Source organism: Flavobacterium sp. (genome assembly GCF_031411595.1).
Classification (GTDB): domain Bacteria; phylum Bacteroidota; class Bacteroidia; order Flavobacteriales; family Flavobacteriaceae; genus Flavobacterium.
Genome location: NZ_JANOBI010000026.1, coordinates 53,026 through 69,362 on the forward strand (window position 1 = coordinate 53,026; position 16,337 = coordinate 69,362).

Here is a 16,337-nt window from a genome sequence, read left to right on the forward strand (position 1 = left end):
AAAAAAAATTTACTATTAGTTCTTTTATTCCTTTCTGCTAAAAGCATGGCACAGGAAACGATTAAAGTTCAAGATAAATATACTGCACACAACAAAGGGAAATACTTTGTTTCTTGGGGTGGCAATCGCGACAGTTATACCAAATCGAATATCAATTTTCGAGGTGATGATTATGACTTTACGATTTATGATGTGACCGCGCATGATAAACCAAAAGGTTGGCATGTTGATTATGTGAATCCGGGAAGGATGACGATTCCGCAGACGAATTTCAGAGCCGGTTATTTCATCGACGACCATTACAGTATTTCTGTTGGTTGGGATCATATGAAATATGTAATCTACCAATACAAAGCCGTTGACATTAATGGTTATTATCCGAATCCAGGAACTTATGATGAAACGTTGCCCAACAATCAGGTTTTATTGACAGAAAAATTTCTAACGTTTGAGCATACTGACGGTTTGAATTATGTGAATACGGAATTCTCAAGATTTGATGATGTTTCTAAATATATAGGAATCAACAATACCGATAAATTGCAAATTAATTTAACGGAAGGTGTTGGCGCCGGATTCTTGTTTCCAAAAACCAATACGAAATTATTAGGGAAAGATCGTCATGATGATTTTCACGTTTCGGGTTATGGTGTTTCTTTGAAAGCCGGTATTAATGTTACTTTCTTGAAGCATTTTTATGTTCAAGGTGAACTCAAAGGCGGTTACATCAACATGCCCGATATTCGCACTACTAAAGACCCGGCGGATCGTGCTTCACAGGAATTTTTCTTTTTCCAGAGAATTATTGCATTTGGCGGTATCTTCAAAATTTAAGTTTTTTTTAGCGTTCTGTAAGTTACCGATTTCAAATAGTTTGCTACTTTAGCTACTCAATCATAAACTTTAAAAAAATGAAAAAAGTAGTTTTAACCGTAATTGCTGTTTTAGGTTTTGCCTTAACAGGATTTGCACAAGAAGGCGTTAAGAAAGCCGTTAAGAAAACAGAAGCTGTTGCTAAAGATGCTAAAAAAGCAGACGCGAAAGTCAAAGAAACCAAAGTCGTTTTGAAAAAAGACGGAACTCCTGACAAACGATATAAAGAAGCTAAAGAAGTCGTTTTGAAAAAAGACGGAACTCCCGATAAAAGATATAAATAAGATTAAAAAAAAAGCCACTTCAATCGAGTGGCTTTTTCATGTCATACTATTACTGATCCATGAGGTATATAAAAGTGGCCATGGTAGCGGCTCCCAATTCGAGTTCTCTTTTATTGACCCCATCAAATTTGTCGGTGGCGGCGTGATGGTAGTCGAAATAGCGTTGTGAATCGGGGCGCAATCCAGCTTTTACTAAATGCGTTCCTGTGAGTGGTTCAATATCGGAACCCGTGTGCCCTTTTTCAAAAAGATGGATGAAGTATGGTTCAAATAATGGTTTCCAACTTAAGATTTTTTTGAAACTTTCATCATCTGATTCGATGTTAAAACCTCTTGGGGAAAATCCTCCTGAATCGCTTTCTAGTGCAAAAATGTGGTTTTCATTGTTGGTTTTTGAAAGTTCTTCGTATTTACTTCCGCCTCGACCGCCGTTTTCTTCATTCATAAACAACACTGCGCGAATCGTATTTTTGGGTTTGTAGTTGATGCTTTTGAATAAATGCAACACTTCCATACTTTGCACTACACCAGCTCCGTCGTCTTGTGAACCGTCGGCCAAATCCCACGAATCGAGATGACCGCCAACGACCATGATGTTTTCGGGATGTGCGCTGCCTTTGATTTCACCGATGACATTATATGACTTTACTTCTTCCAATTGCTCACAAGATTGTTTGAAATAGAAGGTCAATTTTGGATTTTCTTTGAGTTTTTTGCTTAATAATTCCGCACCGTTTGTACTGATAGCAGCAGTTGGAATGTATTGCGATTTTGGAATATCACCATAACCTTGATTACCTGTGTGCGGATAATCATCGAGGCGGAAATTCATCGAACGAACGATGGTTCCGACAGCACCAAATTTTGATGCTTCACGTGCGCCGGCATAGCGTTGATCTACTGCGTGACCGTAGGAAGTCATGGCTTCAATATTTCCTGTTTCGAATGGGCGATTGTAGAATACGATTTTACCTTTGATTTTTTCTAAACCCAATTCAGCCAATTCTTTAATCGAATGCACTTCGATAACTTCGGCAGTTAATCCGTTTTTTGGAGTGGCAACAGAGCTACCCAAAGCGCAAATCGGCACATTGATTTTTTCTTTATTGCTTTTGATGTATGCTGTTTCCTTTTCGCCGCGTACCCAATGTGGTACCATGAGTTCTTGAAGGTAAACGCGATCTAGACCTAAAGTTTCCAATTGTTCCTTCGTATACAAAACTGCTTTTTGAGCGTTCGCCGAACCCGAAAGCCTCGCTCCTATTTTGTTCGATAAATCATCGAGCCAACTGTAGCATTTTGAATTCGACAAAGCGGTGTCGTAGATTTCTTTGATGGTTTTTTCATCATTTTGAGAAAAGACAATGACTGTTTGCGATACAAATAGGGCAATTAAAAATTTTTTCATTGGGTTTTATGGTTTTGGATTCCTAGATTATTCGATTGTTAGATTAAAAGTTCTGTGTAAGATTGTCGCTTATTTTAAAATGGTCGAATCTAAAAATCTAACAGTCTAAAAATCTTCCATAAAAATAATCTACATTTTATTCATTTTGAAAAAAAGTGAGATTTTATTTTTTTATTCGAATGAAATTAATTTACTTTGTTTTTCAAAGTACTTTATATGGAGACAAAAGATTATTTAAAAGACATTCAGGAAATCAAAAACATGATGTCGCAATCGACACAATTTATTTCCCTTAGTGGACTTTCAGGAGTATTGGCCGGTTTTTACGCTTTGATTGGAGCAGCCATAGTCAACGAATTGATTGCAAACGATAATGCAGAATTCATTACATTAGAAAGTACAACCTTCAAACAAATCCTTCTTACTGCAGCCATCGTGCTACTTTTATCTTTAGGAACTGCCTATTTAATGACGGCACGAAAAGCAAAAAAAATCGGAGAAACGGTTTGGAATGCTTCGTCTAGAAGATTATTGGTCAATTTTTTCATTCCATTATTTACCGGTGGCATCTTCGCGATATTGTTATTGAAACAAGGCACTTACGGTTTGATCGCACCGATAACTTTAATTTTTTACGGATTGGCTTGTGTCAATGCGAGTAAATATACTTTGAGAGATGTCCGCTATTTGGGCATTACCGAAATCATTTTAGGATTGATAGCCGTTGCGTTTTCAGGTTATGGATTGTATTTTTGGATTTTAGGTTTTGGTGTATGTCACATTGTGTATGGTTCCGTAATGTATTTCAAATACGATAGAAAATAATATTTTGAAAGACATCATCAAAAATATCAACAAGGCTTTCGACCACAGAATACGTTTGGGTATGATGTCGGTTTTGATGGTCAATGAAAACGCCGACTTCAATACGCTGAAAGAACTTTTGGGCGTTACGGACGGTAATCTTGCGTCGCATATCAAGGCTTTGGAACTTGAAAGTTATATTAGTGTCGAGAAACAATTCATCGCTAAAAAACCCAATACCAAATACAGTATTACTGCATTGGGCAGGAAAGCATTCCAGGAACATATCGAAGCGTTGGAAAAATTAATCCAAAAAAGTTAGTCTATTTTTTTAATCAATTACTTTGAAATACAAAGTACTTTTAATTCAAAATTCATATTAATCTAAAATCAAAAACAACAATGGAAACACCAGAAAATCAAACACAATCAATTTTTCAAACAACAACAGCAAAAATGATTTTGGTCGGAGTACTCACACTCGCCTTACTGATTCCACTTGAATTCGTAAAAAATTTAATTTCAGAACGCTCACAACGTCAGGAAGAAGTCACTTCAGAAATCAATGACAAATGGGGACAAAGTGTGTATTTCTGCGGGCCCATTTTAAAAATACCTTACACCTATTTTGAAGAATCCGTTTCCATCAACGAGAAAACTAAAGAAAGTGTCAAAGAGAAAATAGCGCATACGAGTTATGCATATTTCTTTCCTGATACGTTGCAATCGACCGCCCATGTTACAACCAAAGTATTGAATCGCAACAACTACGAATCGGCGGTATTCAGTAACGCGATGAAATTCAACGGAACTTACATCGAGCCCGATTTCAGCAGTCGCGAAATTGCCGATGAAAACATCCAATGGGATAAAGCGACGATTCTGATTCAAACCACGAATTTGAAAAGCATCAAAAATGAAGTCAAAATCCGTTTTGGAAACAGTGATTTTACTTTCGAACCCGTGTATAGCAGCAATTCGAAAGACAGCACAGAATCGCTCGAAACGGGTTACATCGATTTGAAAAAACAATTGGCCAGCGGTGCGCATTTCAATTTCGACATTACCTACAACGGCAGCAAGCAAATCAAAATGGTTCCTATTGGAAAAACTACGCAAGTTCAAATGCAGTCGAATTGGGCTTCACCTAGTTTTACCGGAAATTTTCTACCCGATGATAAAACCAAAAAAATCACAGCGAATGGTTTCACTGCGAATTGGAAAATTCTGCACATCAATCGAGCATTTACACAACAGGTTTTTGATACATTACCGAATTTGAGTCAATATGCTTTTGGGGTTGATTTTGTAATTCCCGTAGATCAATACCAACAGAATGAACGCGCTTCGAAATATGGATTTTTAGTGATTGGATTGACGTTTTTGATTTTCTTTTTGATACAATCGATTAGCAAAATCAACATTCACATTTTTCAATATTCGATGATTGGATTGGCTTTGATTATGTTTTATACTTTGTTGATTTCGATTACCGAACACAGTAGTTTTACGATGGCGTATATAATTGCTGCGATTGCTGTCGTGATGATGATTGCTTTGTATTCGATTACGATATTGAAGAATAGAAAATTTCCTGCTTTTATTGGAGCGTCATTGTCGGTCTTATACAGTTTCATCTACATTATCATTCAACTTGAAAACTATGCTTTGATGGTGGGAAGCATTGGATTGTTTATGATTTTGGGTGCCGTGATGTATTTTTCGAGAACGATTGATTGGAGTAAATAATAAAAATCAATAATCAAATGTGGATACTTATCATACTACAACTTATAATCCTAATAATTCTCGTATTTCTGCTCATCGCTGGTCCAATATTGATGCTTGCAGGATTCTTTTGGCAAAATAAAAAACGCATACGGCTTGGATTCCGGTTTTTTATGGTTCCATTCGTTCTTGTTTCTTCGATACTAATACATCATGCCATCTGGAAACTAGCAATAAAACCCAATAAACAAGATTTGATTGGTCATTATGAACTGACGAATTCGAGCGCCTCTAAAAATGGGAAAGCAACTTTACATTTATATGAAAATGGCACCTTTGAGAAAACATTCCTTGCAAATCATGGCGCATCCGAAAAAGGAAAATACACTGCATTTGATAATGAAATTTGGTTTCGATCTGACAGCCATGGTACTGTAGCAAAAATAGATAAGGGTTTCATTGATTTTAAACTTAAGTTTATTACTAACATTAATCCAAACAGTAATGAGAATCTTATTTTTGAAAAAGTAGGTGATTAAAAAATGTATAAAAAACAAAACCCCGATACTTACAATATCGGGGTTTTTATTTTAAAATTTTATCTATTGATGTATACCCAACCTGTTTTTGATTTGGCATTTTCAAAATCAATCACATAATAGTAAACGCCATCGGGAAGCTCCTGCCCATTATTGGCTTCGCCTTTCCATTCGTTTTTATAGTTGTTTTTGTTGTATACTTTTGTGCCATATCGATTGAACACTTCGAGTGATTTTACATTCAAATTACTCAATTCAAAAAATTCATTCCATCCATCGTCATTCGGAGAAATACCTTTGGGAATATCACAATAAACTGATGTAGTTTCTTGCATTGCGGTTCCTTTACAAGAATCGGCGGTACCTACAACATGATAGATTCCTGGTGTGGCTATCGTTTGTGTTGGCAGATTGCCCAACAAAACATCATTGACATCATACCAAAGAAAGGAAGTGTTTTCAATATCTGCATGCGCTGTCAATTCGAAAAACTTTCCATTACAACCTGCTGTTATCGTAATTTGTGGTTTTGGATTGACCGCAATGGTTAATGAAGTATTCGAAGAACACTGACCTGCATTGGGTGTAAAAGTGTAAAGCGTTGTTGTTGTATTATTGAATGCCGGCGACCAAACACCAAGAATACCATTATTGGAAGTTGCCAACAATGGATTCAAAACATCACCAGAACAAATCGGATCAATTAGATCGAATGTTGGAATTTGATTCAAAACTTGAATGGTCAATGAAGTATTCGAAGCGCACTGACCAGCATCGGGTGTAAAAGTATAAAGTGTTGTTGCCAAATTATTGAATGCCGGCGACCAAACCCCATGAACGCCATTATTGGATGTTGCCACCAATGGATTTGTAACTGTACCTATACAAATGGGAGCAATCGCATTGAATGTCGGAATTTGATTCAAAAGCGGTGTCGTTGTTACTGCAGTTGTTGTACTATAACATTGGTTGACACTGTCATAAAATGCAGCATAATAAGTTGGCCCTATTGGTTGTGCAGCCGCTTGTGCAGTAGTTAATTGGTTTGAAGCTGCAGGTGTTGCACCGGTAAACCAAGCCAAAGAAACGCCTGATATTTGAGGAGTATTACTGGCTGTAATTGAATTTAAGTTAACTGAATTTACATTACAAAGATTGCGTAATGTTGTTGCTGATAACGATGGTGAAAAAGATCCTACATTACAATTTACGGGCTCAATGGAATTGGAGCATATCGACAACAAAGAACCATTTTGACCACCGGGGCCTGATATGTTTAGTGAAGTAAAACTATTGGGTGCTGTAATCGTAAATATTCCGCCGCCGCCGCCGTTGCTACTAGAGTTCTCTCCGCTTGTAATTACATTACCTGAAATTGAACTAAAACAAGAAGCGCTTGATGTGATTGCTGGAGTTCCTCCGTTTGTAGTAAAAGTAAATATTTCATTGTATGTATTACCTGTAGCGGTCAATGCGATAATCAAATTATTAATAGGTTGACTGAAATTCATAGTGTAACTAAAAGCACCATTGCTTCCAAACCATTTTGAATTTGCGGGAGTCGTTACATTACCACAAGAAAAATAAGCATCCGGATAAATCAAGACACTGCCTGAAAAAGTTTCGGTAACTAAAATTCCGTTTAAAGTCGCTGGAGGCACAACAGAAGTTGCACATTGCCCGGGAGTTAATAAGGAGTTATTGGTTGTTGCGTCTATTTCATTTTTCAAAAACGAATTCAGATGACTATCCTTTGAATTCGAAATTGTTTTTATTGGAGGAACTGCTGCGGCATGCTGCTTTTCTTTTTGAGGAACATTTTGAGCTATTGCGAATGAACCGTTCAAAAGAAGTAATAAGTATATTTTTCTCATCTATTAGTAATTAAAGAGTAAATGTTATGGATACTATTTCCAAATAGCTGGATTTATTATTGTTTAATGACTTGCTTCAGTTTCAATCGCATCAACATCAATATTTTGTTTTTTCAAGATGCTTTTGACTACAACCGCAAACAAAGCTAAATAAACAAAACAAAGCACTGGAATGAAATAAGATTGATGAATTCCTATAATATCTGATAATTTCCCTTGCAATGGAGGAATGATTCCACCACCCAAAATCATCATAATTAAAAACGCTGAACCTTGTGTCGTATGTTTTCCAAGACCGATAATCGCTAAGCTGAATATCGCAGGCCACATAATGCTGCATGCTAAACCACCGGCTAAGAAAGCATAAATCGCAATCATACCGCTAGAAAACAAACCGATTAGCATAGCGGCAATTCCGAAAATTGAAAAAATTAAAAGTGTTCTTGCAGGTTTGTCTTTCGATAAAAAAGTCGCGCCAATTTGAATGAACACGCAAATGATATAATAATATAAAGGTGTAATATCTTTTCCTGTGATGAAATTGACTGCGAGGATAATTCCAAAAGCTACCATGGGTATCAAAATCAGTAGCATTTTTTTGGTATCGTTTTTAAAATTGAAGGCGCTAATCGCTCCGGCCCAACGCCCAATCATCAAACTTCCCCAATACATTGAAATATACGGGCCGATATCTGACGCTTGAAGACTGCCGAATTCCGGTGTTTTCAATAAACCTCCTAAATTACTTCCTATGGCTACTTCTACTCCAACGTAAGTAAAAATAGCTAACATTCCGAGTACCAATTGCGGATATTGCATCGCGCCCCATCCTTCGCTTGCCTTTTGTGCTTTCTGATTGGCGAATAACAATCCGACTACAACAACCAACAATGCACCGATCAACCAATACATTCTGTAATGCTCTAAATCCTCTAATTCTAGGGCTGACATATTAGGGTTTAAATTCGAGTAACTCGCAAATATTGGTGCAAAACACACCAACAATAATAAAGTGATAATGGCCAATGTGATCATGGCTTTATTGCTCTTTTCTACTTTTTCAGTATTGATTCCAGCCGGAACGCTTTTCGACAATCCAATGATTAAGGCACAGATTAAAAACAATCCGCCGACGGTTGCGTATAAATAACTTACAGTATTTAATCCTAGGTTTTTGATTTGTTCGTCGCTTACACTAGCCACGCCAAATAAAGCAAAAGTCACTACAATAGGTCCAATCATAGTTCCAAAACTATTGATTCCGCCACCTAAATTGACGCGCGTGATTCCGGTTTTAGGATCACCAAGAAGAATCGCAAAAGGCTGTGCCGCAGTTTGTTGTAAAGAGAAACCTAAAGCCACTATGAACAAAGCAAAAAGTATGGCAGTGAATCCACCAAAATTAACAGCGAGTATCATCAGTACCGCACCTATTAAAGAAAACAGCAAACCATAAACGATGCTTTTTTTGTAGCCCCAAAGTCCAACGATGTCTTTTCCTGAAAGTGAACTAAACACATACAATCCCAATGCTCCTAAATAATACGCACCATAAAAAGCAAAGTCGATTAATTGTGATTGAAATTGATCAAGATTGAAATAACTTTTACAAAACGGAATGAAAACGCCATTGCTGGCAGCAATAAATCCCCAGAAAAAAAATACGCTAATCAAAGTATAAAGCGCCGGGTAATTGGTTTTGACTTGGTTTGAGTTCATAGTGATGGTTTGTTAGTTTGGTTAAAAATAGTGTAAATATCTTATATAAAAGGAAATGTTTTATTCCGATTTTTTAACATCTGATTTTGGGCCGATGCCATTATTATTGAAAGCTTCGATTTGAAAATAATATACATCCGATTTATCAAGGCCGTTGAAATAATATTCTGTCTTTCCATACACCATGATGGAACCGTATAATTTGCTAGGATCTTTTCCGAAATAAATGACATAACCATCAGCATTCGGTTCTTGTTGCCACTTCATCCATACGTTTCTGCGCTCGCCTTTTCTTTTGGGTGGGGAGCGCAAAGGCACAAAATTCTGAACCAGATTAGGTTTGTTACCTGAGCCTTTTCCAAAAATCCTAAAACCGCTGATTGCAAATTTCCCTGTGGGCATGTGGAGGTTTTCTAGTTTTAAAAATCGCGTTGAAATTGGGTTTTGCAATTCGATGTAATCATGCGGCACATCTTGCGGGTTTTTACTTTTATCGACAGCGACTTTCCAATTTTTCCCATCATTTGAGGCATAAATAATATATTGATGACCACTAGTTTTTTCAGGTTTTCCCATGAGTTCAACATCTTGATCGGCATAATTGATTTGAATCGCATTGACGGTGCTGACTTCACCCAAATCGGAAATGATATTTTCTCCTCGATTCGAAGTCTTTGCTGACCAATAGGTTTTGATATCTTCATCGACAGCTAAATTGGGTTGAAAGCCACCGAGCGTTGAGGAAACTTGAATGGGTTTGTTATAATTCAACAGCATCCAGCCTGAGAAATTATCATTAAGGTGGTTTTTGTTTTGTGAAGGCAAATAGGTTGGATAATCGCCATAAGCCGTGCTACTGTATAATATATCGTCTTTGTCGAAGCCTGCTGGCCAAATTCCAATGCGTCTTTCAAAATTGTTTTTGGTGCAGATTCCAATCGTGGAAACGTGCCAATATTGGTCATTACCATCTTGATAGGTTGCCCCATGTCCGGCACCACGCGCAAATCCGCCGGGTTTATAAGAAAACGGATTGTGAGATTGGTAATCGAATGGGCCAAGTGGATTGGTTCCTACATAAACACCATCAGCATAACCGCTGAATTCTGTTCCGGGAGCGCCGTATTGAAGATAATACTTGTTGTGGTATTTCGTCATGAATGCGCCTTCGGTAAACGGCTGTAAAAATGTATTGTCGTTGTTTTCTCCGAAGCGTTCCCAACCGTGCTCATCATCGTTTAAGGCCAAAACAGGTACACGATCGCCTTCGGGTTGAAAGGTTTTGCGATTGAGTTTCATACCGTAAAGCGGATATAAATTGCTTGAGCCGTAGTATTCATAAACTTCATCTTTTTCCTTATCCCAAAAAATATAGGGATCCCAAGCGGCAGCTTCGGATTTGTGCACGAGTTCTTTCCAATCGTCTTTTGAAGGATTCGTGCTCATCCAAATGGGGAATTCTTTTCCTTGTGTGGAACCTACGACCAATAAAGTATCATGTACAAACGACAAGGATGGAGCGCACAATTCGTCATAGACTTGATGCTCTGGACGCAGAAACTTTCGTGGAATAAATTTCCAATCGAGCATGTCTTTGCTGTGCCAATAACCCCATTGGTTAGTGGAAAATAAATAATATTCGCCTTTGAAAAATGTGATTACAGGATCGGCAGTCGCGCGGTGTTTTCCTTGTTTTACAAAATCGGGAATCGGGCAATAACCGTAATCGATGTTGATGGGATTGCAATAGGTTTTTTGTTGTGCGTTCGCAGCATGAAACGTCATTAGGAACACCATAGCCATAGCCCTGATAGAAGTGGAAATCCTTTTGTGCCGGCGTTCGGCGCAAAAGATTGTATCGGATAGCAGGATTAAGCTCATAAAAAAATTAATTAACCTGCATGATGCTAATAGCGGTTCCACCACCCGCTGCCATCACAAGTTTGAGTTTCGATTTAGAAGTGACTTCACTCATTTTGATTTCGTAACTGATTGGGTTGTTTTTCCAATGTGCCGTTTTTCCGTCTTGATAAATGATCGCTTTGTATTTTTTGCCCGGCGTAAGGAAGTCAAGTTTGATTTCTGTATTTCGTGGATTTTCATCAGTAATAGCGCCAACAAACCAATTCTCAGAGCCTTTGGCTTTTCTGGCAATCGTCAGGTAATCGCCTGGTTCGGCTTCGAGGTATTTGCTGTCATCCCAATCTACAGCTACGTCTTTGATGAATTGAAATGCATCGGAATATTTCTCATAATTCTCAGGCAAATCGGCAGCCATTTGTAGCGGTGAATACATCGTGATGTATAATGCCAATTGCTTTGCTAAAGTCGTGTGCACTTGGGCCGTTTTGGTTTTGTCGTAAAGGCTCATTTTGATTTCGAAGATTCCCGGCGTGTAATCCATTGGGCCTCCTAATAATCTTGTGAATGGTAAAATGGTTTCGTGCATCGGTGGATTTCCGTTGCTCCAAGCGTTGAATTCATTACCTCGAGCGGCTTCGGCTGCGATATAATTCGGATAAGTTCTACTGTAACCTGTTGGGCGTGAGCTTTCGTGCGAGTTGACCATCAGTTTATAATCGGCGGCACGACGTGCTACGTAATTGAAATGGTTGACCATGGTTTGTCCGTCATGAAATTCACCACGTGGAATAATCTTCCCTACATAACCTGATTTAACAGCAGGATAACCGTATCGTTGCATCAAATCGAATGCGCGGTCGAGGTGTCTTTCGTAGTTGGCTACAGAACCTGAAGTCTCATTATGCATGATCATTTTGATGCCTTTTGATTTGGCGTAATCATTGACTTCCTTCAAATTAAAATCTGGATAAGGCGTTGTAAAATCGAATACTTCTTCTTTCCAGTTGCCGAACCAGTCTTCCCAACCTACATTCCAACCTTCAACCAATACGCCGTCGAAACCATTTTTTGCGGCGAAGTCGATGTAGCGCTTGGTGTTGGCAGTTGTGGCACCGTGTTTTCCTGATGCGATCAATTCGCCCGTTTGGTTGTTTTGTGCATTTTGAGAACCCGCATAATCCCAAGTGGATTTTCCGACGTGCATTTCCCACCAAATACCAACATATTTCATCGGTTTAATCCATGAAGTATCATCGATTTTGGATGGATCATTGAGATTTAAAATCATTTTAGAGCTCACGATATCACGCGCATCATCGCTGACCATAATCGTTCTCCAAGGCGAAACACAAGGTGCATGCAGATAGGCTTTATCACCAATAGCATTCGGAACCAAGTGCGATGTGAGTTTATAATTGGCCACATCAGCATCAAGATGCATTATAGGATAATTGACTACGGCAGCTTCAAATATATTGAGGTAAATGTTGCTAGTTGATTTCATCATCAGCGGCGATTGAACCGTATATTGCCCGGCGATACTTTTGACTCCAATTCCATTATCGAGATTGATTTTTTTGGTGTCAATATTTGAAAATAAGGTTTCATTGTATTCGTATTCATTGCTGTCGAAGTCGCCCGGAATCCAGAAAACTTTGTGATTTCCTGTTAGGTTGAATTGCGATACTTCATCGGAAATGATAAAATAGTTTAAATTCTTTTGCTTTGGAAAATCGTAGCGGAAAGCCACGCCTTCATCGAAAGCTCTGAAAATAATATTGATTTTTTTGCCGGTTCCGGTTTGCGTTAAGGAAATCGTTAGCTCGTTGTAGTTGTTTTTAATGTTAGATTGTTCACCCAAAACAGGTTTCCAACTTTCGTTGAATGGTGTTGCTTTCGAACCTTCGATAGTGAAATTTGAGGCTAAATCGGTTTCGTTTTTCAACTTCACGCCAAGATAACTTTGGAGAATTACTGGTTTACTTTTATAAGTTACTGAGTAAGTTGGTTTTCCTGATTCTAATTTAAAATCTAAACTAATGGTTTTGGAAGGCGATTGAACGGTTTGCGCATTGATGCAAAGTGCGAAAAACAGCAAGAATATGGAAACTACTTTTTTCATGTGGATTATTTTTTTGCTAAAGATAAAAATTATGCTTTGACTTTTTGAAAAAAAACCCTCAGGCAAGTACCAAAGGGTTTTTCGAACATAAACAAAAACTTAATTTACTAACTCAAATTTTGTTTTCAATGGCGCATTCGAATTGGTTCCGACAAAAACTTCAAATTCACCCGCTTCAGCGACATGCTGCAGTTTTGAATTATAAAACTTTAAATCTTCCGCCGAAATCTCGAAGGTTACGGTTTGCTTTTCGCCTTTTTTAAGTGCTATTTTTTGGAATCCTTTTAGTTCTTTTACGGGTCTTGTCACAGAGCCTACTATATCTCTTGTGTATAATTGCACCACTTCTTTGCCATCGAAATTTCCGGTATTGGTCACATCAACAGCGATTTTTAGGGTTTCTTTGAAATTGATTTTAGAGGCTGACAATTTCAAGTTACTGTATTCAAACGACGTATAACTGAGTCCAAATCCGAATGGAAATAACGGTTCGTTTCTTTCATCGATATAATTCGATTTGAATTTTTCGAACACACCATCTTTATTTCCTAATGGCCTTCCAGTGTTTTTATAGCTATAATAAATCGGCACTTGGCCTACGCTTCTAGGGAAAGTCGCTGTTAGTTTCCCTGATGGATTTTCATTACCAAACAACACATCGGCTATGGCGTAACCTGCTTCACTTCCGGCAAACCATGTATTTAAAATAGCTGGAACGGTGGCATTTTCTTGCGTTAAAACTAGTGGTCGCCCGTTGAATAAAACCAAAACAACCGGTTTTCCTGTTTTAAGTAATGCTTGCAATAGTTCTTTTTGCGTTTGTGGAATTTCGAGATTGGTTCTGCTACTACATTCTCCACTCATTTCTGCGGCTTCACCTAAAGCTGCTACAATAACATCGGATTGGTTGGCGATGGTTAAAGCTTCAGATAGCAAGGCTTCTTTGGTTCTGTTGTCACGGTGTAATGATTTTCCGAACATCGTGGCGCGTTCTTCAAAAGCGGCATCATCATCTAAGTTACTGCCTTTGGCGTATAATACTTTTGTGGAAGTTCCCGCTACTTCTTTAATTCCAACCAATAATGAAATGGATTGATCTTGCTTGGTAGCCACACTCCATGTACCCGCCATATTTTCTTTAGCATCGGCTAATGGCCCGATAAGTGCTATGGTTCCTGACTTTTTTAAAGGTAGCAATTGGTTGGTGTTTTTCAATAACACTAACGACTGGGCAGCTATTTTTCGGGCTTCACTCCTATTGGAACTTGTGTATATTTCTGTTTTGGCTCTGTTGGTATCGCAGTATTTGTATGGATCTTGGAACAAGCCTAAATCGTATTTGGCATTCAATAGCAATCGAACTGCATTGTCAATTTGTGCTAAGCTAACTTTGCCTTCGTTGTATGATTTTTTTAGTGTAGATAAAAATCCCTCAGATACCATATCCATGTCAAGTCCAGCATTTAGAGCCTGTGCGGAAACTGATTGTAAATCACCAATCCCATGTTCAACCATTTCGCTGACACCTGTGTAATCGCTTACTACAAAACCTTTGAAACCCCATTGATTTCTGAGCACATCGGTTAGCAACCATTTATTTCCTGTGGCTGGTACGCCGTCAATTTCGTTGAATGATACCATGACAGAACCGACGCCGGCATCGATAGCCGCTTTGTAAGGTGGGAAATAATCGTTAAACATTTTGATATGACTCATATCGACAGTGTTGTATTCTCTTCCTGCTTCGGGAGCGCCATACAACGCAAAGTGTTTTACACAAGCAATAATCGTATTACTTTTGGATAAATCGTCGCCTTGATAGCCCGTGACCATCGCTTTTGCAATTTGACTTCCCAAATACGGATCTTCGCCTGAACCTTCAGAAACCCTGCCCCAACGCGGGTCACGAGCAATATCAACCATCGGTGAAAACGTCCAGTTGATGCCATCGGCACTGGCTTCTTGAGCCGCAATTTGTGCGCTTCTTTTAATCAGATTCATGTCCCAAATGCAAGACAATCCGAGTGGAATTGGGAAAGTGGTTTCGTAGCCGTGAATGACATCCATTCCGAATAATAGCGGGATTTTGAGTCTACTTTTCTCAACTGCCAACTTTTGAACTTCCTTGATTTTTTCAGCGGTTTTTATGTTGAATAATCCACCGACTTGACCTAGCACAATTTTTTTGGCTACATCAGAACTATTGGCTTGTCCGGTAGTGATATCGCCGGATGTAGGCAAATTCAACTGCCCAATTTTTTCGTCTAAAGTCATTTTCGCTATCAATTCTGAAACAAAAACTTCTTTCGAAACTGGTGTTGATGCCTTTTTATTTTTTTGAGCCAAAGACAATGTTGTTGCTAATAAAGCACAAACTATTGAGGTGGAAAATTTGATTTTCATTACTTTACATTAGGTTTTTTAACTTGTTGGAACATCCAATCATAAATCTCCTGATTGTCATACACTCTTGTCCAACTGTTGTGATTGGCATCATCGAAAATGGTCATTTTGACGTTGGCATCACATTTTTTTAATTCTTTGTACACGGTCATTGGATAATCGACATTGACGACATCATCTAATAAGCCGTGAAATATTTTAATCGGAATCGACTTCAATTTGCAAATCTCTTCGAGTTGAAGCAGATCTACAAAACTGGCTATTGGCACTAATGCTGCAAATAAATCAGGATGATCCATTGCCAAATTCCAGGTTGCCCAACCGCCGGAACTCAATCCGGTGAGGTAAATTTTATTGGCGTCGATGTTGTATTCATTTTGAATTTTTTGAATCAATCGAAATAAAATTTCGGAACTCCACAATTCGTTTTCTCGGCATTGCGGTGCTAATACATAAGCATCGATGGTGTGCGTTTTTAAATAGCTGAACGGACCGTGAATTTTTACTTTTTCAATATCGGTTCCTTTTTCTCCATCGCCATGAAGGAAAATAATTAATGGTTTTTTCTCTTTACTATTTGATGGTAGATGCAAAGCGTATCCCAATTCTCTTTTTTGAATAATATCGGCTTGTATGATTCCGCTCACATCAGATTGTGAAAACGAAAAATGGAAAGCCATTAGAAAAAGAAAGAGCATACTTTTTTTCATAATAAATAAG

13 protein-coding genes are annotated in these 16,337 nt (G+C 38.2%); 6 read left to right on the top strand and 7 right to left on the bottom strand.

Annotated elements, in window-relative coordinates; genetic code table 11:
* The first annotated feature begins 45 nt into the window (after positions 1–45).
* Complete coding sequence (locus tag RMO03_RS05605) at positions 46–834, top strand: hypothetical protein (protein WP_309641182.1); 789 nt, start codon at positions 46–48, stop codon at positions 832–834.
* Positions 835–911: 77 nt separating this feature from the next.
* The gene (locus RMO03_RS05610) at positions 912–1,157 is read left to right on the top strand and encodes a hypothetical protein (protein ID WP_309641110.1); all 246 of its coding nucleotides are present in this window, start codon (positions 912–914) and stop codon (positions 1,155–1,157) included.
* A 49-nt stretch (positions 1,158–1,206) separates the two neighbouring features.
* On the opposite strand, the gene RMO03_RS05615 is transcribed toward RMO03_RS05610, so the two are convergent.
* A complete protein-coding gene (locus RMO03_RS05615) occupies positions 1,207–2,565 on the bottom strand; it encodes a M28 family peptidase (protein ID WP_309641111.1) in 1,359 nt (452 codons plus the stop codon).
* Between the two features lie 216 nt (positions 2,566–2,781).
* Between RMO03_RS05615 and RMO03_RS05620 the strand changes: the two genes are divergently transcribed.
* The 4 genes from RMO03_RS05620 (at position 2,782) to RMO03_RS05635 (ending at position 5,636) form a co-directional block, all read left to right on the top strand.
* Positions 2,782–3,390, top strand: a complete 609-nt coding sequence (locus RMO03_RS05620) for a hypothetical protein (RefSeq protein ID WP_309641112.1) — start codon at positions 2,782–2,784, stop codon at positions 3,388–3,390.
* Positions 3,391–3,394: 4 nt separating this feature from the next.
* A complete protein-coding gene (locus RMO03_RS05625; RefSeq protein ID WP_309641113.1) occupies positions 3,395–3,691 on the top strand; it encodes a transcriptional regulator in 297 nt (98 codons plus the stop codon).
* Positions 3,692–3,771: 80 nt separating this feature from the next.
* Positions 3,772–5,118: a cell envelope integrity protein CreD gene (gene creD / locus RMO03_RS05630; RefSeq protein ID WP_309641114.1), complete on the top strand. Its 1,347-nt coding sequence runs from the start codon at positions 3,772–3,774 to the stop codon at positions 5,116–5,118.
* Between the two features lie 17 nt (positions 5,119–5,135).
* Positions 5,136–5,636, top strand: coding sequence for a hypothetical protein (locus RMO03_RS05635; protein WP_309641115.1), 501 nt, complete (start codon positions 5,136–5,138; stop codon positions 5,634–5,636).
* Positions 5,637–5,695: 59 nt separating this feature from the next.
* On the opposite strand, the gene RMO03_RS05640 is transcribed toward RMO03_RS05635, so the two are convergent.
* The 6 genes from RMO03_RS05640 to RMO03_RS05665 form a co-directional block, all read right to left on the bottom strand.
* The gene (locus tag RMO03_RS05640) at positions 5,696–7,510 is read right to left on the bottom strand and encodes a gliding motility-associated C-terminal domain-containing protein (RefSeq protein WP_309641116.1); all 1,815 of its coding nucleotides are present in this window, start codon (positions 7,508–7,510) and stop codon (positions 5,696–5,698) included.
* 63 nt (positions 7,511–7,573) lie between these two features.
* Positions 7,574–9,229, bottom strand: a complete 1,656-nt coding sequence (locus tag RMO03_RS05645) for an MFS transporter (RefSeq protein ID WP_309641117.1) — start codon at positions 9,227–9,229, stop codon at positions 7,574–7,576.
* A gap of 60 nt (positions 9,230–9,289) precedes the next feature.
* Entirely contained in the window at positions 9,290–11,110 is a 1,821-nt protein-coding gene (locus RMO03_RS05650) for a discoidin domain-containing protein (protein ID WP_309641118.1), read from the bottom strand.
* Between the two features lie 7 nt (positions 11,111–11,117).
* Positions 11,118–13,214, bottom strand: a complete 2,097-nt coding sequence (locus RMO03_RS05655) for a glycoside hydrolase family 97 protein (protein ID WP_309641119.1) — start codon at positions 13,212–13,214, stop codon at positions 11,118–11,120.
* A gap of 99 nt (positions 13,215–13,313) precedes the next feature.
* Positions 13,314–15,617: a beta-glucosidase BglX gene (gene bglX / locus RMO03_RS05660; protein ID WP_309641120.1), complete on the bottom strand. Its 2,304-nt coding sequence runs from the start codon at positions 15,615–15,617 to the stop codon at positions 13,314–13,316.
* On the bottom strand, positions 15,617–16,327 hold the full coding sequence (locus RMO03_RS05665) for a prolyl oligopeptidase family serine peptidase (RefSeq protein ID WP_309641121.1): 711 nt from the start codon (positions 16,325–16,327) through the stop codon (positions 15,617–15,619). Before RMO03_RS05665 ends, bglX begins: the two co-directional genes overlap by 1 nt.
* Positions 16,328–16,337 lie beyond the last annotated feature (10 nt).

Excerpts from the sequence above, each read along its gene's own strand:
- RMO03_RS05605 (WP_309641182.1), top strand. The coding sequence starts at position 46 with ATGGCACAGGAAACGATTAAAGTTCAAGATAAATATACTGCACACAAC.
- RMO03_RS05610 (WP_309641110.1), top strand. The coding sequence starts at position 912 with ATGAAAAAAGTAGTTTTAACCGTAATTGCTGTTTTAGGTTTTGCCTTA.
- RMO03_RS05615 (WP_309641111.1), bottom strand. The coding sequence starts at position 2,565 with ATGAAAAAATTTTTAATTGCCCTATTTGTATCGCAAACAGTCATTGTC.
- RMO03_RS05620 (WP_309641112.1), top strand. The coding sequence starts at position 2,782 with ATGGAGACAAAAGATTATTTAAAAGACATTCAGGAAATCAAAAACATG.
- creD (WP_309641114.1), top strand. The coding sequence starts at position 3,772 with ATGGAAACACCAGAAAATCAAACACAATCAATTTTTCAAACAACAACA.
- RMO03_RS05635 (WP_309641115.1), top strand. The coding sequence starts at position 5,136 with ATGTGGATACTTATCATACTACAACTTATAATCCTAATAATTCTCGTA.
- RMO03_RS05640 (WP_309641116.1), bottom strand. The coding sequence starts at position 7,510 with ATGAGAAAAATATACTTATTACTTCTTTTGAACGGTTCATTCGCAATA.
- RMO03_RS05645 (WP_309641117.1), bottom strand. The coding sequence starts at position 9,229 with ATGAACTCAAACCAAGTCAAAACCAATTACCCGGCGCTTTATACTTTG.
- RMO03_RS05650 (WP_309641118.1), bottom strand. The coding sequence starts at position 11,110 with ATGAGCTTAATCCTGCTATCCGATACAATCTTTTGCGCCGAACGCCGG.
- RMO03_RS05655 (WP_309641119.1), bottom strand. The coding sequence starts at position 13,214 with ATGAAAAAAGTAGTTTCCATATTCTTGCTGTTTTTCGCACTTTGCATC.
- bglX (WP_309641120.1), bottom strand. The coding sequence starts at position 15,617 with ATGAAAATCAAATTTTCCACCTCAATAGTTTGTGCTTTATTAGCAACA.
- RMO03_RS05665 (WP_309641121.1), bottom strand. The coding sequence starts at position 16,327 with ATGAAAAAAAGTATGCTCTTTCTTTTTCTAATGGCTTTCCATTTTTCG.